This window comes from Pleomorphovibrio marinus, from assembly GCF_003347495.1.
Taxonomy (GTDB): Bacteria; Bacteroidota; Bacteroidia; order Cytophagales; family Cyclobacteriaceae; genus Pleomorphovibrio; species Pleomorphovibrio marinus.
Map to the genome: position 1 here is coordinate 1,377,377 of NZ_QCXY01000001.1, position 21,024 is coordinate 1,398,400.

The 21,024-nt window shown below is 43.2% G+C and carries 17 protein-coding genes; 8 read left to right on the top strand and 9 right to left on the bottom strand.

Translation table 11 applies throughout. The features are described 5' to 3' along the window. Positions 1-49 precede the first annotated feature (49 nt). The 8 genes from DB520_RS05765 to DB520_RS05800 all read right to left on the bottom strand — a co-directional run bounded on the left by DB520_RS05765 (position 50) and on the right by DB520_RS05800 (position 8,852). Positions 50-865 (bottom strand): enoyl-ACP reductase FabI, encoded by an 816-nt coding sequence (locus tag DB520_RS05765; RefSeq protein WP_114748641.1) that lies wholly within the window; start codon positions 863-865, stop codon positions 50-52. Positions 866-961: 96 nt separating this feature from the next. After that, positions 962-2,614, bottom strand: coding sequence for a DNA repair protein RecN (recN, locus tag DB520_RS05770; RefSeq protein ID WP_114748642.1), 1,653 nt, complete (start codon positions 2,612-2,614; stop codon positions 962-964). A 42-nt stretch (positions 2,615-2,656) separates the two neighbouring features. Continuing rightward, a complete protein-coding gene (gene porD, locus DB520_RS05775; protein ID WP_114748643.1) occupies positions 2,657-3,565 on the bottom strand; it encodes a type IX secretion system protein PorD in 909 nt (302 codons plus the stop codon). A 250-nt stretch (positions 3,566-3,815) separates the two neighbouring features. Beyond that, complete coding sequence (gene coaBC / locus DB520_RS05780; protein ID WP_114748644.1) at positions 3,816-5,018, bottom strand: bifunctional phosphopantothenoylcysteine decarboxylase/phosphopantothenate--cysteine ligase CoaBC; 1,203 nt, start codon at positions 5,016-5,018, stop codon at positions 3,816-3,818. Positions 5,019-5,022: 4 nt separating this feature from the next. Beyond that, positions 5,023-5,337: a DNA-directed RNA polymerase subunit omega gene (locus DB520_RS05785; RefSeq protein ID WP_114748645.1), complete on the bottom strand. Its 315-nt coding sequence runs from the start codon at positions 5,335-5,337 to the stop codon at positions 5,023-5,025. 26 nt (positions 5,338-5,363) lie between these two features. Beyond that, positions 5,364-6,296, bottom strand: coding sequence for an outer membrane protein assembly factor BamD (locus DB520_RS05790; RefSeq protein ID WP_114748646.1), 933 nt, complete (start codon positions 6,294-6,296; stop codon positions 5,364-5,366). Between the two features lie 76 nt (positions 6,297-6,372). After that, positions 6,373-7,086, bottom strand: coding sequence for a T9SS type A sorting domain-containing protein (locus tag DB520_RS05795; RefSeq protein ID WP_114748647.1), 714 nt, complete (start codon positions 7,084-7,086; stop codon positions 6,373-6,375). 203 nt (positions 7,087-7,289) lie between these two features. After that, complete coding sequence (locus tag DB520_RS05800) at positions 7,290-8,852, bottom strand: OstA-like protein (RefSeq protein ID WP_394340928.1); 1,563 nt, start codon at positions 8,850-8,852, stop codon at positions 7,290-7,292. 124 nt (positions 8,853-8,976) lie between these two features. Here DB520_RS05800 and tilS point away from each other — a divergent pair, with 124 nt between their 5' ends. The 5 genes from tilS to DB520_RS05825 all read left to right on the top strand — a co-directional run bounded on the left by tilS (position 8,977) and on the right by DB520_RS05825 (position 16,429). Further along, a complete protein-coding gene (gene tilS / locus DB520_RS05805) occupies positions 8,977-10,299 on the top strand; it encodes a tRNA lysidine(34) synthetase TilS (RefSeq protein WP_114748648.1) in 1,323 nt (440 codons plus the stop codon). Between the two features lie 3 nt (positions 10,300-10,302). Beyond that, a complete protein-coding gene (locus DB520_RS05810) occupies positions 10,303-10,818 on the top strand; it encodes a Crp/Fnr family transcriptional regulator (protein WP_114748649.1) in 516 nt (171 codons plus the stop codon). Positions 10,819-10,902: 84 nt separating this feature from the next. Then, a complete protein-coding gene (gene mdh, locus DB520_RS05815; protein ID WP_114748650.1) occupies positions 10,903-11,841 on the top strand; it encodes a malate dehydrogenase in 939 nt (312 codons plus the stop codon). Positions 11,842-11,931: 90 nt separating this feature from the next. Further along, on the top strand, positions 11,932-14,646 hold the full coding sequence (locus DB520_RS05820) for a hypothetical protein (protein ID WP_198675239.1): 2,715 nt from the start codon (positions 11,932-11,934) through the stop codon (positions 14,644-14,646). 97 nt (positions 14,647-14,743) lie between these two features. Beyond that, the gene (locus DB520_RS05825; protein ID WP_114748652.1) at positions 14,744-16,429 is read left to right on the top strand and encodes a mechanosensitive ion channel family protein; all 1,686 of its coding nucleotides are present in this window, start codon (positions 14,744-14,746) and stop codon (positions 16,427-16,429) included. Between the two features lie 61 nt (positions 16,430-16,490). Here the strand turns inward: DB520_RS05825 and DB520_RS05830 are convergent, their stop codons facing one another. After that, complete coding sequence (locus DB520_RS05830; RefSeq protein ID WP_114748653.1) at positions 16,491-17,624, bottom strand: Gfo/Idh/MocA family protein; 1,134 nt, start codon at positions 17,622-17,624, stop codon at positions 16,491-16,493. 242 nt (positions 17,625-17,866) lie between these two features. Here DB520_RS05830 and DB520_RS05835 point away from each other — a divergent pair, with 242 nt between their 5' ends. From DB520_RS05835 to DB520_RS05845, 3 genes are all read left to right on the top strand, one after another. Then, positions 17,867-18,808: a glycosyltransferase family 2 protein gene (locus tag DB520_RS05835; RefSeq protein WP_114748654.1), complete on the top strand. Its 942-nt coding sequence runs from the start codon at positions 17,867-17,869 to the stop codon at positions 18,806-18,808. Continuing rightward, positions 18,801-19,679, top strand: a complete 879-nt coding sequence (locus tag DB520_RS05840; protein ID WP_114748655.1) for a lysylphosphatidylglycerol synthase transmembrane domain-containing protein — start codon at positions 18,801-18,803, stop codon at positions 19,677-19,679. The genes DB520_RS05835 and DB520_RS05840 overlap by 8 nt, the downstream gene beginning before the upstream one ends. 100 nt (positions 19,680-19,779) lie before the next feature. Beyond that, positions 19,780-21,024, top strand: coding sequence for a glutamyl-tRNA reductase (locus tag DB520_RS05845; protein ID WP_114748656.1), 1,245 nt, complete (start codon positions 19,780-19,782; stop codon positions 21,022-21,024).

The following is a 21,024-nucleotide window of genomic DNA, read 5'->3' on the forward strand; positions in this document are numbered from 1 at the left end:
AAGGTCCTCGACATGGGTAATAAAGTTACCCTAGCCGTAACCTTTCTGTCTATTTTCCCATAAACTTATTGATGAGTTCTTGGGAAATCCCCGTATAGGAATACCCACCGTCATGAAATAGGTTTTGCATGGTGACCATACGCGTATAGTCGGAAAACAGGGTGATAATGTATTCCGCACAGGCCTCAGCAGATGCATTGCCTAGTGGGGAAACCAAATCCGCAAAATCGAAGAAGTCGTCAAACCCGTCTATTCCGGAACCTGCTGTGGTTTTGGTGGGGGATTGGGAAATGGTGTTGATCCTTACCTTTTTAAATTTGCCATACCTTAGGCCGTAATTCCTGGCGATGCTTTCAAGAACGGCTTTAGCCTCTGACATGTCGCTGTAGAATGGGAAAGCCCTTTGTGCAGCAATATAGCTAAGCGCTACTACAGAAGCCCATTCGTTCAAAATGTCCTTCTTTTCGGCTACTTGTAGCATTTTATGGAAGGAGATGGCGGACACATCATAGGATTTTTGTACCCAATCGTAATTTAAGTCCCCATAAGACCTTCCTTTTCTGACGTTGGGGGACATGCCTATGGAGTGGAGGATAAAATCAAAATTTCCACCTAAATAGGATTTTGATTCTTCATAAAGTTTCTCGATGTCCTCCACAGAAGTGGCATCTGCGGGGATGACGATAGTATCGCAGGCTTTTGCCAGTTCTTCTATTGCCCCCATCCTCATTGCGATTGGGGCGTTGGTCAAAACAAATTTGGCACCTTGTTCTTTGGCCTTTAGTGCAGTTTGCCAAGCAATGGAATTCTGGTCCAATGCGCCAGTAATAATACCTTTTTTTCCTTTCAATAAATTTTCAGGCATGATGTATAATCGGGTTAGAAATGTATTCGGTTGAACTACAATCTACAAAAATAAAGAATAATATTTTAATATTATGCCTAATTCCTTTAATGGAATTTAGCCTGCCAATAGTTCTTTGGCACTTTTGATGGCACTTTGTGGGGGATTGGCCCCGGCGATCATCTTGGCTATTTCCAAAAGCCGCTCCTCCTGTTTGAGTAATTTTACCTTGCTGAAGGTTTTTTCCTGGGAATTGTCTTTGTAGACAAAGTAGTGGTAATCCCCTTTTGCAGCTACCTGTGGCAAATGGCTGATACAGATGACCTGGTGATTGGCGGAGATCTTTTTCATCATGTTTACCAGTTGCAAAGCTATTTCTCCAGATACCCCAGTGTCAATTTCGTCAAAAATCAATGTGGGTAACGCCACCTTATCCGCCATGATGTGCTTAATCGCAAACATCAACCGGCTAAATTCACCCCCTGAGGCCACTTGACCTAGGGGTTGGGGGCTTACTCCTTTATTGGCCGAAAAGTAAAATTCCACTGCATCCATTCCTGAGGATTCCGGTTGCACTTCTTTTCTCCGGATTTGAATTTGGGCATTTTCCATACCCAACTGTTGAAGTATAGCAAGAATTTCCTTGTTGAAGGCCTCAAAGACAGAAGTTCTCTTTTCTGTCAATACCCTGCCTTTTTCCAATAAGGTTTTCTCTGAATGGCTGTAGTCTTTTTCCAGTTCCCGCAAATTTTCCTCCAGGTTGTCCACTTGGAAAACTTTGTCCGCCAACTCTTCCCCTATACCAATGAGCTCATCCGGATGCTCAAGACCATGCTTTTTTTGCAATTGGTAAACTTTGCTCAGCTTTTCCCGGATGGTTTCCAGTTTTTCGAAATCCACCTCTACGTTTTGGTCTTCCTGGTACAAGGTCTCCTGTATGTCCCTCAACTCGATAAGGGCTGATTGGAACCTCTCTTCCAATTGTGCAAAGGACTTTCCGTATTTCCCCAAATCCTTCAACTGTTGCCCGGCATGAGACAGGTGGTTGAGCGCACCATAGTTTTCATCTTCAAATAATGCGAAAATTTCATTGATTTTCGCCTTTATTTCTTCTGCATTTTCCATGATGGACTGCTCCTCTTCCAATCGCTCAACTTCTCCTTTCTCCAGGGAAAGTGCCGAGATTTCTTCCAACTGAAATTTGTTGTAGTCTGCCTCTTTTTGCAATTCCAATGCATCCGCCTTAAGACGTTCAAAGGCTTTTTTGTCGGCTTGGAATTTTTTAAAAGCCTCTTTGTAATCAGCTTGTTCCTTTTGAGACTGGCTGAAGCCATCAATTAGGCCAAGCTGATAACTTGCCGCACCCAATAGCAAGTTTTCATGCTGGGAATGGATGTCCATCAAGCTCTTGCCGAGTTGTCTTAACACCTCCAAACGTACCGGGGTATCGTTTACAAAAGCCCTGCTTTTTCCGGATGGTGCGATCTCCCTTCGTATGATGCAGGTGGGTTCATTATCCAGTTCCTCCTCCTCAAAAAACGTGGAAAGTCCATATGCGGCAATTTCAAATTCACCTTCAATGACACATTTTTTTGATTCGTCATACAGTACCTTTGTATCGGCTCTGTTTCCTAATAAAAGCCCAACCGCACCCAGCATGATGGACTTACCAGCACCGGTTTCTCCGGTAATCATATTTAGCCCTGGTGCCGGGGCCATCTCCAATTTTTGAATCAGGGCATAGTTGGAAATACTCAGATGCTTTAGCATGTGTGGTTGATGGTTTAAAAAATTAAAGTTAAAAAGTTTTGATTATCCCTTTAGGATATCGTTGTATTTTCTTGCATTGTTGGGGTCTACTCTCAACAGGACTTCCACTGCCTCCTCCCGGATTTCCATAGGTGCGCCTTTTAATACCTTGCTTATTTCGTCCGATTTGGCATCCATAAAGCTAATGGTCAATATGCTGTTGGGTTGCACCTGGTTAGCTTCGGAAACTTTCTTAATGGCTTCCAGGATGTTTTTATAGGCCTCCTCTGGCTTCGTGGTAAGCATATCCATTCCTCTTCGGTGATAGAGGTAGTAAGCGTCCCTTATGGGAACCATCACCTGTGAGGCAAACAAGTCATTAGAAAGCCAGTACCTGTTCCTTTTGTCGGATGGATTTTGGTTCCAACCCGGCCTTGGTGATTGCTGTGCATTAGCCACTATATTACTGGCAATCTCAAAATAGGGATTGCCTCCTCTGGGGGAAAAGGAGTCGTAGTCAAGGCCAAGGGCTATATAGGCATAATAGGCTAGCAAGCTGGTGACGTTGTTCAAGTAAGAAAACTGGTTGAATTCCATAGGCTGGGATTCAGTATATTCAAAAGTCCAGTTCCTGTCGGCAAAATTGAACATCAGGCTTTCGTAGTTCGACCCATAGACTGGTCTTACTGTCTGGATTTGCACCGTAGCCGAAAACAACCCGACCTGAGGCATATCATTAATGGTGATAAGCAGGTTGCCCTTAATCCGTTCTTCAGGCCTGAACTCATCGTCTGTCCAGTTTCTCCCATTCAGAAACTGCTCGAAGGCCGTCTTCATATTGTCAAAAATTTCCCTGTCTTGGGTCCTGGCCCTTTCGCTGTTGATGGTCACGTTAAAATTTAGCTGCTGGGCAGGAGATTGCCAAGTGATCCACATGCATATAGCAAATAATGAAAGGAAATACTTTTTCATATTATTATAATTTCTTTTTAGCGCTCATATAGCCTGCCCCGAACTCGATTCGGGGAACTTGCTTCGGGAGCCTGTCCCTGCCTGCCCCGAACTCGTTTCGGGGAACTCGTTTCGGGGGAATGCCCTAGATAATCATCCCCCTGTGCGAGAATTCTTTCTCATGGGCATTTCATCACAAAGGCCATTTTAAGGTTAAACGATAGTAATGCTTATATAATTTCATCCCAAAGGGTTAAAATTACCGTCAAAACTACGCCTTAGAACGAGGGATTTCGTTTAAAATCCTTTTGGCGACATCAGTTTTGCTCATCACCTCTGTTTGAATGGGTGAGCCACCTCTTTTAATGAGGGTAACCTTATTGGTATCATGGCGAAATCCTGCCCCTTCGTCTCTGAGGCTGTTCAATACCACCAAGTCAAAGTTTTTGCGTTCCAGTTTTTCCTTGGCATTGGCTTCTTCATTTTCGGTTTCCAAAGCAAAACCAATATGAAATTGACCTTCTCCTTTACTTTTACCCAGTGTCTCGGCAATGTCTATATTTTTCTTCAGGGGGATGTTCATCTCAGACCCGGATTTTTTTAGTTTTTCGCTGGAAGTAGTCACAGGGGTATAGTCGGCTACTGCGGCAGCAAAAATAATCACATCGGCAATTGGGTGCCGAAGAGCGGCTGCATCGTACATTTCCTTTGCACTGGTCACGGCTACCACCTCAATCCCGGGGTGAGTGGGGGATAAAGAAGAGGGTCCTAATATTAAGGTGACCTTGGCCCCCAAGGCAGCAGCAGTATCTGCCAATGCAATTCCCATTTTTCCACTGGAGTGGTTACTTATATATCTTACTGGATCTATGGCCTCCTGGGTGGGACCCGCTGTTATCAAAAATGTCCTGCCTTCTAAGGTTTGGGGATTGTCAAAATGATTAAGGGCGGCCTCAAGGATTTCTTCCGGTTCCAGCATTCTGCCCTTACCCGAAAGCCCACTTGCAAGGTCACCCGTTCCAGCCTCAAGCACTATTACCTGATATTCTTCAAGCCGATCGAGGTTGGTTCTTACGCTTGGATGCTTATACATGTCGAGATCCATGGCAGGAGCTACCATGACGGGGCATCTGGCAGAAAGGTAAGTCGTGAGCAGCAGGTTATCGCTCTGCCCATTTGCCATCTTGCTGAGGGTGTTGGCACTTAAGGGGGCAATTATCATCAGGTCTGCCCAAAGGCCTAGAGATACGTGATTGGTCCACTCTCCCGTACCTTTGTCGTAAAAGTCATGGAGAACTGGGTTTTTTGAAAGGGTGGCTAAGGTAAGGGGGGTAATAAAGTCAAGAGCAGAGGTCGTCATGATGACTTTGACCTCTGCTCCTTGCTTTACCAGTAATCTTATTAAGGAAGCACACTTGTAGGCTGCAATTCCTCCAGTAATGCCCAAAAGTATTTTTTTGCCTTTTAAAGACATGTGTTTATTCCGAAACCTCTTCGTCGGGGTGCCTAAACATCACCTTATCCTCCAAAAACTCTTCAAGAGCCAAGGTGGTGGGCTTAGGCATACGCTCATAAAACCTGGAAATTTCAATTTGCTCCTTGTTTTCGAATACCTCCTCTAAGTTGTCCACGGTGGAGGCAAATTCGGAAAGTTTGTTGTTGAGCTCCTCCTTCATGTTGGAAGAAATTTGCTTGGCTCTTTGAGATATTATATGAATGGACTCATAAAGGTTGCCTGACTTTTCGGCAATCTTGTCCAAATCTCTAGTCACTATGGATGGATTCACGGCCATAAATTCTATAAAGTTAATTTTGTAATTTAATTTTCTGCATTTCTCAGCATTTCTGCTGCTTCTCTGTTTCTCTCTTCTTCTTCCTGCATTCGCTTTCTGGCTTCAGCAGAACGCTTCTCGTAATCCTCTTTGACCTTATAATGGGAGTCCAGTTCCGTTTCTGTCCTGGCGATCATGTTTTGAACCTTTTTCCCGTAGTTGCTGTCGGGATATTTCTTGAAGAAGTTTTCGGCGAAGGTTATGGACTGCTTAAGCCTTTCTTCCTTTTTGTCAAAAACACTTCGCTCTGCATAAGCAGAACTTACTTCTACAAGTTTGTAGGCCAACTCTTCATTGTACTTGCTGTCTGGGTAGGACTTGGCAAAATTCTGGAAATTGATGATGCAGGCACGGTAAAATTCACCTGGAAACAACCCATCTGTAAGCTTGTAGTACATTTTGGACTCTTCAAAGGCTTTTTCCTCAAACCTTTCCTGCAAATCATCCACCATGCTCAGAGCCCTTTCATAAGAGTCGGATTCGGGGAATTTATTCATGAAAAGCTGAATGGCATTCACTGCATCTTTACTACTTCTTTGGTCTAAGTTAAAATCGGGAGAATCCAAATAGAGGGCATAAGCATGCATAAATAAAGCCTCCTCTGCCAAGGGGCTTCGGTTATAAGTGTCGTGAAAGGTCTTGAAATATCCTGCCGACTCGATGTATCGTTTGGTTCTAAAGTGGGAATATGCGTAATTAAACTCCGCCAACTCTGCTTTTCCACTCCCCCTGATTACAGGAAGTACCCTGTCATAAAGAATAATGGCCTTGTTATATTCCTTTTTATCGTAATACCTATTAGCAGCCTCGTAGAGTTCATCCCAATTGGTACTCTTCTCTAGCTTGTAAAACTCACCACAGGAACTAAGACCGTAAGTTAAAATTAGACAACCGAAAAGGGTAATGATTTGATTTCTCATAATTAGTCCGCAAATATAATAGATAATATACGCTATACCAAGAGGTTTACGCATAGATGATGCAGGATGTACAACACTACTTTTTCACAACGAGTTTCTTTGTGACTATATTTTTGTTGTCCACGATTAATGTGTAGAGGTATACCCCTGGGTTGAGGTCAGTGACATTGATTTCCAGGGTGTTTTGGGTGGGGTCTAACTTGAAGTCGTAGATAGGGTTTCCAATGAAACTATCCACTACAATTCTCGCATTCACGTTGGGGTTTTTGATTTGGTAATCTAATCGGGCTATCCTGTTACTTGGGTTGGGGTATACACCCCCCACATCGATGTCTTTGTGGCTGACCAAATTCTCATCCGCATCAGCCAACACCGTATAGACACCCTCTATAATGAACATATCCCTGGGGTTTTCGGTATTGAAGAAGTGGAGGTCAAAGGTGCCTCTGGTCTCAATTATGCCAAGATCAAACTCCAGATAAAGATCTGTGTAAATTTCCCCTGGCTGAAGTTTTATTTTAATTTTAGAAAGCTCCTTCTTTGCGTCAAAGCAATTATCCCCAAGGCAGATTTTCATGGATTGTGTAGAACCAATGTTGCCTCTGAGGTGTCTAAGGAAATACTCCTTCTCCTCTTCAGAGTCATTTTGAAGGATTAAGGATTTGCGCTGACTGGTATTTACCTTACCATTGAATTCTACCTTATCACTCAATACACGCACCTGTGTCGTCTCCCCTAGGGACAGGGACACCAAGACCAGTGATAAAAAAAGTGACAGAATCGTTTTCATGTAAAATTTGTCTATAGGCGAAATCGATATTTTTATTGTGCGTTCTTCTCATCTATATACGTATAAAAATACCAAATAGGTTTTGAAAATAGAAACCTCTGTGGTTAAATTTTGTTAACTATTTTAAAATTTTTTTCTGATAAGTCCGTTAAATCTCTTTTTTGTCTAACGAAACCTAAAAATATTTGCCGTTTAAACAATCATTAGAACACCTCATCAATACTATTTTGTATTTCGCCCTCATCAGGAAGGGGTAGGGACACATCTGGTTCATTGAAAAAATTAAAGGGGTCTTTTTCCCTAATTTTTGGGGTTCTCCATGCATGTATCATATTCATATCCGGCCTTTCCTCCTCCCTCCAAAGAAACCCCTTGAGCTCCAGCATATCATCCTTAATCATATGGGGAGGGGTAAAAGAGGCTTCAGGCTTAATCGTGTGCGCAATTTTTCGTATGTTGTTGTCACTAAAGTGCATGATAATCCTACCACAAAGCAATTTGTTGATGCCCCTGACTGTGGTGTCGTTTTCCAAGGCAAAGTAAAGAGATTCCCCATTTCCTTCTACATCTAGTAAAGACATCTCTCCATCCTCGAAATATCCTGTCATTTTCCTGCCCTTAATCTGATTGTAGTTGGATACAGTATCTTTGGTGATGGCAAAGGTATTGCTTCTGAGCAAGGCCCTTTCTATGTCCTGGTTGGCTATCAGAAGCCGGATGCTGTCTGCCGTAATCTGGCTCTTATTGTTCCATAATACGGGGTCACCAAACAAGTATATGGTGGAATCAGCATATTGGTATGCCATGGAATCTGCCCTTCCTGCAAGTTCGGATTTTATCAACCTCATGTTGGGGTAGGAAAGCAGGTACCTTTCTTCCGGGTTAGGGCTGTCCTGGGAAATAAGGGTGTCAGAAATCATGTATAGGGTGTCCTTCTCAAAATATTTCCGTACTAGCGCATTGCCATACACCTTGCTATACTGGAGGTCTTCCCAGTATTTGCCCTCTTCTCCAAAGATTTCAACCTCCCTCTCTTTATTGTAGATGGCCACGTTGTGGATGGCCTCGTAGTATTGTTTTAGTTCGTCGTAAAAGAGGATTTCCCCATATACCTTGCTGGTTTCCGTTTCCACATCCCCATCGTAAAACCTAAATAGCTTATTTTCAGTATCGTAAAAACTTCCTCTTTGCGCATTCAACTTGTTCCCTTCCGCTGACTCTATATTTGTAATTCCCTCTGTTTCAGAAGTTTTTGGTATGGTAAAATAATAAAGGATGTTTGACTTGAGCACATAATCAGGGTTTGTGAGCACTACCTGATCGGTAAAAGTGATTTTCTCAATTTGGGTTTCATAGAGCCCCTTTTCACTGGTCAGAACGTTGAGGCTGTCCACCACCTTGCCAGAATTGAAATAATTGGCCTCACCATTTTCCCTGTTATAGTCCAAAAAATCGGTGTAAAGGGTGGTGCCGTCATTTACAAATACCACATTGTTTCTAAGTTTGGCCAACTGGGTGTCACCGTCATACTCTGCATATCTGCTTGTAACTACTACCGGGTCTTCTTGGTCCTCAATCCTGACTCTTCCAAAAAGCTTCGCCAAATTATCTTGTTGGTAAAAGTGGGCAGAATCACAATAGATCAGGGATTGCTGATGTTTCATGATTACATCATCAATTAGCCGATCAAACCCTCTTCCGCCGAGCAACTTGTCAGCTTGAATGATTTCCAGCTTGCCGTTATCCTGGCTGCCTCCTTGAGCCATAGAGGCAGTGCCAGCAAAAAACAGGGACAGTGCACAAAAAAAGGAGACAATAAAGCGTTCTCTCAGCATATGATTTTGAAATTGAGGGGCAAAATTAGAAGAATTTGGTATTTTTGGTTTCATTATGCTCAACGAATTTTCCGAACATACAAGGTCCACAGGACTTCTCCACCCAGACAAATATTACCTTCATGCCATTAGTGGGGGAATAGACAGTGTATGTTTGGCCCATCTCCTGAAACGTTGTGGGTTCCAATTTGGTTTGGCGCACTGCAACTTTCAGTTAAGGGGATCTGAGAGCGACAAGGATGAAGGCTTTGTAAGGGACCTCGCACAAAGCCTGGGTGTAGAGGTGCTGGTGAAGCGTTTTGAAACGATTACTTACAAAAAGGAGGAAGGGTTATCCACTCAAATGGCCGCAAGGGAACTTAGGTATTCCTGGTTTGAAGAGTTACTCCAAAACCAGGTATGCAAGGGTGTGATAGTAGCCCATCATGCAGATGACCAAGTAGAGACCATATTGCTCAACCTTCTGAGGGGATCAGGGATAGAAGGGCTTTATGGGATGGCCGAACATAGACAAGGAATTATTCGCCCCTTCCTTCCTTTCGACAGAGTATCCATTCAGGCCTATATGGAAAAAGAAGGCCTTGGATGGAGAGAGGATCCCACCAATGCACAAAGTGATTACAAGAGAAACTTCCTGAGAAATGAAGTTTTTCCGGTTTTACAGAAGTTTCAGCCTGATGCTGCCTCCCAGTTATTGGGAAGTTTTGGCAGGATAAAGGATACTGGCAAGGCTTTCTTTCATTTCTTCGAGGACTGGAAATCCAGGTCAATCCTACAGGAAGGGGAGTACCAAAGTCTGCCTTTTACCGAGTTTAGGTACCTTCCAGGGAGAGCCTCCTTGCTCTTTTATTGGTTAAGACAGTATGGTATAAACTTTCCTCAAGTAGAAGAAATCCTCCGGGCTGTAGATGCAGGCACCGATTCCGGTAAATGCTTTCCTGGTAGGGAGTTTGTTTTGAATCTGAACAGGGAGGAGTTAATCCTGGGACCCCTGGTCAAGGAGGAGGCCGAACTGGAAATTTGGCCTCACGATATCGAGGCACATATACGGGGAATACACTACGACATCTTCCATTTAGACAAGCCCAATCCAATCGACAAGAATTCCAGGCATGCCATGTTGGACAAGGATCTTTTGGATTATCCCCTGATTGTAAGAAAATGGAAAGAAGGGGATAAATTCAGGCCCTTGGGAATGAAGCAGTTTAAAAAAATCAGTGATTTTTTAATAGATTTGAAAATCCCGGTATTGAAGAAAAAGGAAGTCCAAGTGTTATGTTCGGGTAAGAACATTGCTTGGGTAATAGGGCAGAGGATTGATGATAGGTTTGCGGTTTCGGTTTCCACTAAGCGTACCCTTTATTTCAAACAAAAATAGAACATGTATAACCCATTTAGAAAAACATACGGTACCGCAGAGCTCAGGCAATTCAAGTTTTTGTCCAGGGTAAAGTTTTTTGAGCAGTTAAGGTATTCGGAGATGATCCGTTTCTTGCCGGCTATCCACAAGCGAAAATTCCAGAAGGACGAGGTGGTGTTTTTCAGGAAGGATCCCAGCCAGGCCCTTTACATCCTGGAAAAGGGGAAGGTCAGGCTGACAATAGACATCAAGGGACAATTTGAAACTATTTTGGAGCTGCATGCAGGTAGTCCTTTTGGGGAAAACTCCCTCCTTAAGGGTTGCAAAAGGATTTACACTTCTATTGTGGACTCTGAGGACGCAGAAATATGGGTTATTCCCCATTTTGCCATCCAGGAGATATTTGAAAACCATCCAAAAATCCAGGCCAAAATGCTCAATTCACTAGCTGAGTTTTATAATGACAATAATGCCAGACTTTTTTCCTCTTATCAGAGTTCTTACGGTTTCTTCAATCTGGGTCAAATGTTTCAATAATTTCCTGCAAGGCTTCCTTGAAAGCCCTTATTTTAATATCTTAGCGCAACTTTTGAAAAAAAATCGTAAACTAAATCATATAAAATGACTAAAGTAACCGTAGTTGGTGCCGGAAATGTAGGTGCCACATGTGCCGATGTATTGGCATATAGAGAAATAGCTGAAGAAATAGTACTGGTAGATATCAAAGAAGGAGTGGCTGAGGGTAAGGCTTTGGACATTTGGCAAAAAGCTCCCATCAACGTGTACGATAGCCGTACGGTGGGATCCACCAATGATTATGCTAAGACCGCAGGCTCTGATGTGGTGGTAATCACCTCTGGATTGCCAAGAAAGCCCGGGATGACCAGAGACGACCTAATCGAGACCAATGCTGGAATCGTAAAGTCAGTGACGGAAAATGTAATTCAGCATTCTCCAGATGCAATTATTATCGTGGTTTCTAACCCATTAGACGTAATGACCTATCAGGCTCATATCACCTCCAAAATGCCCCGAACCAAGGTTATTGGTATGGCAGGGATTTTGGATACGGCCAGGTATAGGGCATTTATTGCTGAAGAATTGGATATCTCCCCCAAAGAAATACAGGCCATATTGATGGGAGGACATGGTGACACTATGGTGCCCTTGCCCAGGTATACTACTGTGGCGGGAATCCCCATTACAGAATTAATCGCCAAGGAAAAGCTTGACGCAATTATCGAAAGAACCAAATTCGGTGGGGGAGAGCTAGTGAAGCTTATGGGAACTTCTGCATGGTATGCACCAGGATCTGCGTCTGCGCAAATGGTGGAATCCATCGTGAAAAACCAAAAAAGGGTATTCCCGGTATGCATAAAACTGGATGGGGAATACGGTATCGATGATTGCTATTTGGGCGTTCCGGTGATATTAGGCAAGAACGGTGTAGAAAAAGTCATTGTACTTGATTTGAACGATGACGAAAAGCAGCTTCTTGAAGTATCCAGGACCCATGTGAAAGAGGTGATGGCTGTATTGGACAAGCTTTCAAAAAACTGAAACACCCGGTTTAAATAAATAAAAAAAATCCCAATGTGAATTGGGATTTTTTCGTTTAACTGACAAGGTTAACCATATAAAGGAAATACTTTGCGAACTATAAAATTCCTTATTATCCTACTCTTGTCCCTATTTTTAGGGGGAGTGGGGTTTTTTATATGGAAAAACGATTTTTTTTCCAGCAGGAGAGCCCCCATGGAATTAGTGGCTTCCAATGCCATTTTTGTATTGGAGACCGAAGCCCCTGTGAGTCTTTGGAATCAACTGGTAACTCAGCCTCTTTGGGAAAGGCTCTCGGACATTCATTCCTTGAAGACCCTGGAAAACCAATTAATCGTATTGGATAGCCTTGCCGGAAAAGGGGGGAATCTTGACAGGGCATTAAAAGGGCATGAGTTTTTGGTTTCTCTGCATCCGATAGGGAGAGGGGAGTTTGACTTTATCTTCACTATTGGGGCGAAAGAGGATAAGTTGAAAGAACTGATTGGAAAGCTGGAGGAGGATGCCACTGGCAGGATAAGAAAAAGGACTTACAGTGGGACACGGTTGATGGAATATACATTAGAGGACGGAAGGGTTTTTTCCTACACTTTCGTGCACAATGTATTTTTAGGAAGTTATACCTCTTTCCTTGTGGAGGACGCGATACGGCTCTCCAAATCAACCGAGCTAAGTAGCTTTGTGGAGAAATACAATTTCTTGCTCAGCGCCAAAGAAAAATCTGGCTTGGGAATCTTGAGAATTGGTTCGGATGGTATCTCGACTTTTTTTGGGAGTGCCTCCTCCGAACCTATGAATGACTTTCAGGCCTTGATGCAGAAAAATCGCATGGCCGCTAATCTATCCCTTCATTTTGAGGATGGGCTGATCAGACTTAGTGGATTGTTATTTGATGCCGAAAGTGGGAAACCGGTAAAGGGAACGACCGTTCTGGACCCAATGGACGATTTGAACCCCTATCTTAGTGGTAGGACAGCCTTAGCCGCAATTTATAACGTTAAGGACATTCGGGATATAGAGACTTTGATCCGTCCAGCTATTGCACAACGAAGCACCATCCAAGCTGATGTGGGGGAAAAATTGTGGGACCAAGGATTTTTTGAGTTTGTGGAGGGCAAGTTTGTAGTTATGAATATGGAAAGCAACCTGCATAGAGACAAGGATAAAATCCTTGTTTTAAAGGGTAGCGAAACCGATAAAGCCCTGTCCCAGTTAAAGGATTTCAGCTTTGAATTGGTGCAGGGAGACTCTGCCCAATGGGTAGTGGACGAGTATTTGAACAATGAGATTTTTTTAATTGCTGCGGAGGAATTCCCTTCTCACCTGCTTAAATCCCAGATTGCCGGTTTCACCAATAGCTATGTTACCAAGGTGAAGGATATGCTGGTATTTGGAAACTCCATGCGTGCTATGAAGGATTATTTAGATGATCTTTATAACGACAATGTATGGGGTAAGTCCATCGTCAAGAGAAAGTACCTGGAGGCAGGCAAAAAGAACAGCTACTTCAGTCAATATTTTGATGTGAACCGACTATATGGAACCTTGCTTAGGGGAACCACCTCTAATTGGGAAGCATTGTTTCAGCGCTATGAACCCCAATTGAAGGCGATCCAATACGGTGCCATTCATTTTTATCTCAGTGAAGACGGCACCAAGGTGGATATAAGCCTCCACTACCAACTAGAGCCCATACAGCAGAAAGCAGATATTAATCTGGCCATTTCCAAATCCGCTTCCTTCCCTAGGAGGTTGATTCACGGGCCCACACCAGTGGAAAATTTTAATGACCAAAGTACTGAATTTATTGTGCAGGATGATGAAAATGCCATTCACCTAGTCAATGGGGAGGGAGACCTGATTTTCAGTCAGTCCACCTCCGGTCCCATCGTAAGTCCTGTTTTTCAGATAGACTATTACAAGAACCAGAAACTTCAGATGGTCTTTGCCACCAAACAGGCGATATATGCCTTTGACAGGTTTGGGGAGCCTTTACCCAACTTCCCTATTCGCCTTCCTGATGAAAAACGCATAGCCTATTTGAATGTGGTGGATTATGACCTAAACAGGGAATATCGGATGTTTATAGGAGACGAAGAAGGGGACCTTTTTCTTTTTGACCAACACGGATCCCTTTTGGACGGCTGGGATCCCAACCGCACTACTGGTAGCCTAACTACCCGCCCCGCGCATCACCGGATTCCAGGTGTGGGTGATTTTATGGTATCCCTACACCGGAACGGGAATCTGGAACTCTTTAACCGCAAGGGTGAAAGGAGAATGGGAGGAAGCATACGGATAGGTGAGACCCTGAACACCTCTTATGGAATCAGTGACAGAGGAGGAGCTGCTTCCCAAATTGTGACAATCAACGAAAAGGGGGAACTAGTGAAGGTGAATTTTAAGGGGGAGCTTACCTACAGGAACCAATTGGTAAGGCCTGACAGAGAAACCCAATTCCACATAGTAAACAACCAAATGCAGGACCAGTTCCTGGTGGTGATCAAAGAATTTAATAAGATACAGGTGTTGGATCCTTCAGAACAGCTTCTTTTTGAAAAGGAAATATTTTCGGAGGAGTTGGATTTCCAATGGTTCAGCTTCGGTTCTGAAAAAAATGTTTTTGTAGTTATTGACAAGGTGCAGGAGTTTATTTTTTTATACGATCTGAAAGGAAAGCTTCTTAACTCTACCCCCCTGAATGGAAAAGAGGAGGTGAGTGTTGTTTACGATGTAGGTAGAAACGAGATGTTGATAGGGGTTGTTTTTGGCAACACCTTCAAGGAGTATAAGCTTCCTCTGTAGGTGAAGGTCGATAAAAACCTTACCTTTGCGCTGTTTTTAATAGAGGCCCCACATAGGAGCCGAGCCCGATGTCAGAAAAGTGAATCAGAAGTAAGAAATGCAAAAAGTTATAGTTTGGTTATCGAGTTGCCTTTTTATTTTAAATCTGGGTATAGGAAGCAGTATCGCCCAATCATTTGAGAGCGAACCTGGAATACCCCTGGACAGTACGGACTACAACAGTCTCAGCTCTCCCTATCATAGCACATTAACTTTTTTTTATAACCTTTCGGAAGAGCATTATAACCCTGAAAAATCAGCAAGGACCCTAGACCTTTCCGGGCAGCCTACGGATAACGCTGTTAAACTAGCCATAAAGCTAAAGCAGGTATTTGACGGAAGAGGGATATATGTAAGGGTGAATGATATTCCCAATGAGCCGAACTATAGGGATACTCTAAGGAACAACCAGCAAAGGTATTACTTTGACACCCAAAGACTACCAACCGTATTTTTAGAAAAGGTGGGTAATGAATGGAAGTTTTCGTCTTTTACCGTTTCCCAAATCAATGAACTGCATCAAGAAACCTTTCCCTTGGGGACTGATAAACTGCTGAATATATTGCCTAGGATAGGGACAGATGTTTATTTCGGCTTACATCTTTGGCAATTAGTTGGGTTGTTTTTGTTGTTGCTGCTAATATTTACCAGCCATAAACTGTTCACCTTTGTAGTGGACAGGGGGTTGCACTACATGTTGGTGAAATTTGGCTATGGCCATGTAGCTGAAAAATACTTGCTTCCCGTGGCTAGGATCACCAGTATCTATTTCATTGTGTTGCTGTTGGCTATTTTTATTAGGATACTTCAGTTACCCATCACAACAGTTTATTGGATTACCCTGCTGCTTAATGCTGCCAGACCCTTTTTGGTGACCATCATTTTTTATAAGGTAGTGGATGTGTTATCGATTTATATGACTAAAATGGCTGAAAAAACCCCATCTACCCTGGATGATCAGCTTGTGCCATTGGTAAGGAAGACCCTAAAGGCATTCGTCATTATTGTAGGGGTGTTATTTATTCTCAAGGATGGGCTTCAGGTAGATATAGTCCCCTTTCTAACCGGACTTTCCATTGGCGGTCTGGCCTTTGCACTTGCTGCCCAAGATACCATTAAAAATTTCTTCGGATCCCTTATGATCTTTATTGATAAGCCGTTTCAGGTAGGAGACTGGATCACAAGTGGAGATGTAGACGGTACGGTGGAAGAGGTGGGATTCAGATCCACGAGGGTGAGGACATTCAGAAATTCACTGATGTATATCCCAAATGGGGTAATTGCAGACCGTACTATCGATAATCATGGTCTGAGGGCCTACAGGCGGTTTTCTACACAGATTACTATCACCTATGACACCCCACCAGAATTGATAGAGGTCTTTGTGGATGGGCTCAGAAAGATCGTGCAGAACCATCCCAAAACCCGAAAGGATTTCTACAATATTTATTTCAACAATCTGTCTTCCTATAGTCTGGACATCATGTTCTACGTGTTTTTCGAGGTGCCTACCTGGCCGGAGGAATTAAAGACTAGGGAAGATTTATTGCTTTCTATCGTGCGCTTGGCCAACGAACTAGGGGTCCGCTTTGCCTTCCCCACTCAAACCCTGCACATGGAAACTTTTCCAGAGAAAAAAGGACTGATGCCCATATATGGGGATGGAAAGGAAGAGTACCAGCAGAAGTTATCCCAGTTTATCAACAAGGAAATACATAAAGGGTCTGCTGGGCCAACCTCCTAAAATAATAGATGCTGTCTCAACCTGCCTTGTCAGGGGGTGAGACAGCATCAGTAAAGGCTGGTTATAAGTCCACTTTTTGACCAGTATCTGCACTCTTTAGGATGGCTTCCACAATCCGAATATCCCTGAGGCCTTCCTCTCCTGGAACTTTAGGATCCTTGTTTTCCAAAATCGCCAAGGCATCGTTGTCCATTTGCATGGCCTGCTGCTTGGGCACTTCATAGGGATGGTTGATTTCCCCCAAGGGGCTTTCTCCCTTCACATTATTATAAGCCGAAAACGGTTCCATGTGTAAGGTGCCTTCCTCACATTCCACCTTGAGGAAATTTATGTTTTCAGCAAAGCTGGTTTTAATATCCGCGGTTACGCCTCCGGGGAACTCTAAAGTCGCTTCCACCACATCGGCAAGCCCATCTTTGTAAACTTCAGGCCTTGTGGAAGTAGTAGTGGCAGACAAAACTGCTACTGGTTCCATATTGCTACCTAATCGGGCTCCCTGTATGGAGTACACCCCCATGTCATAGATGACGCCACCACCCATCTCTTTTTTCTGTTTCCAATGGTCGGTTCGGTTTTCCCGGTATCCTGCGGCACATTCCACGCTCTTCACTGCCCCGAGTTTATTGTCCTTCATAATTTGACGGTATTCTTGCGTATTGGGCTCATGGTGCAGTCTATACCCGATAGTGAGCTGCACGTTGTTTTTCTTGCAGGCATCGATCATGTTTTGACATTCCTGAGAGGTGACTGCCATAGGCTTTTCACACCATACATGCTTACCTGCATTTGCCGCCCTAATTGTGTATTCTTCATGCATAGAAGGGGGCAACACTACATAAATGACATCTATTTCATCGTTGTCTGCTATAGTATCGTAATTGTCATAGTTGTAAATATTGCCATCCGGTATGTCATATTTCTGCTTCCATTCTTCTGCCTTGGAAGGGGTGCCGGTGACGATTCCCGCCAAATAGCAATTTTCTGTCATTTGAAGCGCGGGGGCCAAGAGGTCGGTGCTGTAATAGCCTAAGCCTACTAGAGCCACTCCAATTTTATCCTTCTTTTTATCACTGTCTTCCCCTTCCTGTTCTCTTTGCTGGGGCGAACATGAGATTAAACTTGCTGGTGACAACACGGCCAGACCCCCGCCCAGAGCCAAGGATCTGAGGGCTTCTCTTCTGGAATTGTTTTTCATTTGGTTTAACGGTTAGATGTTGGTGAATGAAATAATTTAATGAATTAAAATAGTCATATAGTTAATCAGGCAAGTGAATATAGGGAATAAATGGTTTTAATTCAAAACGCCCCCTTGTATGCCCCTTATTTTAAAAATGGAATTGGCCAATAGGAGAAGTTTAGTACGTTGTCTGCTCTTTCTTTCGTGGAGTGTTTGTCGCAGGCTTTAAAAAAGCGTATTTTCGGCAAAAATTAAGAGGTATGCCAACACCGGAATTGTCAGTGGTCGTAACGGTCTTTAATGAACAGGAAAATATTCAACCGCTATTGGAAGCGATTTATGCTGCCTTACAACATCTTGATTATGAACTTATCCTAGTAGACGATGGATCCACTGACGAAACTGTAAAGAGCGTAAAGGAACATGCAAACCACCGCACTACCTTGCTTATTTTCAATAAAAATTATGGGCAAACTACTGCTCTTTCGGCAGGAATAGACAAGGCTAAAGGAAGCTATATTGTTACCATGGATGGGGACTTGCAAAACGACCCTTCTGATATACCCATGATGCTGGAAAAGGCAAAGGTGGAGGACTGGGATGTGGTAGCGGGAAAAAGAGCCAAAAGGAAGGATGGATTTGTGCTGCGTAAACTTCCCAGTAAAATAGCCAATTGGGTGATTCGGCATAGTACCAGGGTTTATTTGACCGATTACGGCTGCAGCCTTCGGGTATATAAAGCTTCTATTGCTCAGAATTTGGGGTTATATGGAGAATTGCACCGCTTTATACCTGTTCTGGCCAAGCAGGAAGGGGCTAGGATGACAGAAGTTGCCGTCAAGCATCATCCAAGAATATATGGCACCTCCAAATACGGCCTCAGTAGGACATTTAAGGTAATGGCCGACCTTATTTTAATGTTGTTTTTCCAGAAATATTTCCAGCGACCCATTCATATTTTTGGCACCTTGGGGCTACTATCTTTTTTTGGAGGGTTGTTGGTGAATATTTACCTATTGGCATTAAAAATCATGGGTGAAGATATCTGGGGAAGACCACTACTGCTGGTGGGATTTATCCTATTGCTGGGAGGCATACAACTTATTACTTCTGGAATTGTGGCCGAAATCATTGTCAGGACCTATTTTGAATCTCAGGGTAAGAAAACATACGCAATCAAAGAGGTTTTTCAGGGTGAATAAAAAACTGCTTAAACTTTTTGTAAAATTACTGCTCACCGGAGCAGCTCTTTACTTGGTGTTTAGCAAAATCGACGCTCAGGCTACATGGCTTGTGATCAAGGAAGCCCATAAAGGGTGGCTACTTTTGGCCTGGTTGCTTTTTGTGATTTCAAAGATTTTCTGTGCCTTTCGTCTCAATGTGTATTTTAGGGACATTGGCATAAATATCAGTCAACTAAAAAATATTAAGTTGTATGGGATTGGGATGTTTTATAACCTATTCCTCCCCGGAGGAATAGGGGGGGATGGATATAAAGTGTACCTGCTCAACAAAACCCACGATTCCTCAATAAAACAACTCCTGAATGCTGTTTTGCTAGACAGAGGGAACGGGCTTGCCGTATTGCTTTTCTTGCTTTTTGGCATAATGCTATTTCTAAATTTGGAATGGCCTTTACCAATTACTTTTGCTATGGCCGGAACTTTGGGGATGTTGGCCGTCCCCCCGGGCCTCTTTCTAGTAATGAGGCTGTTTTTTCCTAGCTTCATGGGTTCTATTTTATCCACTACCGGCTACTCCTTCCTGAATCAGGTAATACAATTGTTCAGTGCTTTTTTCATCCTACTGTCACTAGGCATTCAGTCCCATTATCTTGAGTACTTGTTTGTTTTTTTACTGTCCAGTACGGTTTCCGTATTGCCACTTACCATAGGCGGAGTAGGAGCCAGGGAGCTGGTGTTTGTTTTTGCCCATGATTATGTGGGTATTGACAAAAATGCCGCAGTTGCCTTTAGCCTATTGTTTTTCGTCATTACAGCCTTTACCTCTTTTAGTGGTGCATTTTTACGATTTAGGGTTCAAAATGAAAAGGGTCAAGAGGCAAAAACCTAAAACGGGAAAGGACAGTAATGTTGTGATCTTAGTTTTGTTACCCCATCCAGTTTAATCCATTGCTTCGTATATCCAGCCACATTAAAATACGAACTGTTTCATGCATAACTTGCAATTGTACACTCTCCATTGGGAGGATTTCAATAATGAGGTCTGGCCATTCCTGGGTTTTAATCCCAAGGAAATAGGGCGCCTAAATGACAAACTTTCCATACATCCAAAAATCAGGGAATGGCTATTGGTTTCCGGTGCGCAAGGAATGGCATTGTTGGTGGAGGGGCACCCGGCCACTTCGCATTTTGTGATGGGACAATTTGCCTTGGTAAAACAACAACCCAAAGCAGTGCTGAACAAGGTGCTCCAAATCAGGAATGGCCAAGAAGCCGTAAACTATTTTGGGGAATGGATGTGTGGGTTTCGTACTCCTTTACTTGGAGATAGCACTATGATCAACTTACTCAAAAAGTCCTATCAAAATGCCTGCGACAATAATACGGTAGGCCCGTATATCCATAGGCTAGTACAAAGGCTATTTTCAACCCACAATCAGATTCGAAAAAGAACCCCACTTCATCAGGGAAAAAACACCCTACCTGGTCTCGCTGTGGATCTATTAGAATCCTATTTGGAGCTGGCTACTTCGAGAAAAATAGCCATTATAGGATATGGAGAAAGGGGAAATGAAGTGCTTAGACACCTAAAGGGACTTCCCATTAAAGAAGTTGCCATCTTTTCAGACCTAAAATGCAAAGGATCATTAGATGAAAAGCAAATTGGGTTTAAGGTGTCTAACTATGAGCTGGAAGACCTAAGGGACCAATTACCTTACTTTTCGCTTATTGTTAACACGCTGAATGGGCCTCATCCTCTAGTCACTGGAAAGCTGTTTTCAGCTTCTTCCCATAAGTTCAGACTTGTTTTGGACCTTTCCTTTACTCACGGAGTGTCCCAGCAGGTAGGTCAACTACCAGAAACCTTGTTAATTTCAAGCACTCCTATGAGAGCTTTCCACCAGCTTCGGGATTTTCAGAAGCCGCCAGCTATGCGTATGGCAAAAGCCCTTTTGGCTGCTTGCATGGATAAATACCACCAATGGGAAGTGAACTACCAAGCAATGGGAGTGATCAGAGAATTCAAACAACATTTACTGGTGAATAAGGTGGAGCGGTGGAAAAGTCTTTGTCAAGACCACGAGTCAGAGGTGGAGGTGTACCCCGAAGAACATTTAATTCATATTCTGATCCAGGATTTACTAAAAAATTCCGTATTGAAAATCAAGTCCGCAAAAACCGAGCAAGAGAAACAAGCCTATATTGCTTTGATTGCACAGATGTATTTGAATTAA

What these genes read in the sequence shown, in the direction of transcription:
- DB520_RS05765 (WP_114748641.1), bottom strand. Translation starts at nt 865, where the DNA reads ATGCCTGAAAATTTATTGAAAGGAAAAAAAGGTATTATTACTGGCGCA.
- recN (WP_114748642.1), bottom strand. Translation starts at nt 2,614, where the DNA reads ATGCTAAAGCATCTGAGTATTTCCAACTATGCCCTGATTCAAAAATTG.
- porD (WP_114748643.1), bottom strand. Translation starts at nt 3,565, where the DNA reads ATGAAAAAGTATTTCCTTTCATTATTTGCTATATGCATGTGGATCACT.
- coaBC (WP_114748644.1), bottom strand. Translation starts at nt 5,018, where the DNA reads ATGTCTTTAAAAGGCAAAAAAATACTTTTGGGCATTACTGGAGGAATT.
- DB520_RS05785 (WP_114748645.1), bottom strand. Translation starts at nt 5,337, where the DNA reads ATGGCCGTGAATCCATCCATAGTGACTAGAGATTTGGACAAGATTGCC.
- DB520_RS05790 (WP_114748646.1), bottom strand. Translation starts at nt 6,296, where the DNA reads ATGAGAAATCAAATCATTACCCTTTTCGGTTGTCTAATTTTAACTTAC.
- DB520_RS05795 (WP_114748647.1), bottom strand. Translation starts at nt 7,086, where the DNA reads ATGAAAACGATTCTGTCACTTTTTTTATCACTGGTCTTGGTGTCCCTG.
- DB520_RS05800 (WP_394340928.1), bottom strand. Translation starts at nt 8,852, where the DNA reads ATGGCTCAAGGAGGCAGCCAGGATAACGGCAAGCTGGAAATCATTCAA.
- tilS (WP_114748648.1), top strand. Translation starts at nt 8,977, where the DNA reads ATGCTCAACGAATTTTCCGAACATACAAGGTCCACAGGACTTCTCCAC.
- DB520_RS05810 (WP_114748649.1), top strand. Translation starts at nt 10,303, where the DNA reads ATGTATAACCCATTTAGAAAAACATACGGTACCGCAGAGCTCAGGCAA.
- mdh (WP_114748650.1), top strand. Translation starts at nt 10,903, where the DNA reads ATGACTAAAGTAACCGTAGTTGGTGCCGGAAATGTAGGTGCCACATGT.
- DB520_RS05825 (WP_114748652.1), top strand. Translation starts at nt 14,744, where the DNA reads ATGCAAAAAGTTATAGTTTGGTTATCGAGTTGCCTTTTTATTTTAAAT.
- DB520_RS05830 (WP_114748653.1), bottom strand. Translation starts at nt 17,624, where the DNA reads ATGAAAAACAATTCCAGAAGAGAAGCCCTCAGATCCTTGGCTCTGGGC.
- DB520_RS05835 (WP_114748654.1), top strand. Translation starts at nt 17,867, where the DNA reads ATGCCAACACCGGAATTGTCAGTGGTCGTAACGGTCTTTAATGAACAG.
- DB520_RS05845 (WP_114748656.1), top strand. Translation starts at nt 19,780, where the DNA reads ATGCATAACTTGCAATTGTACACTCTCCATTGGGAGGATTTCAATAAT.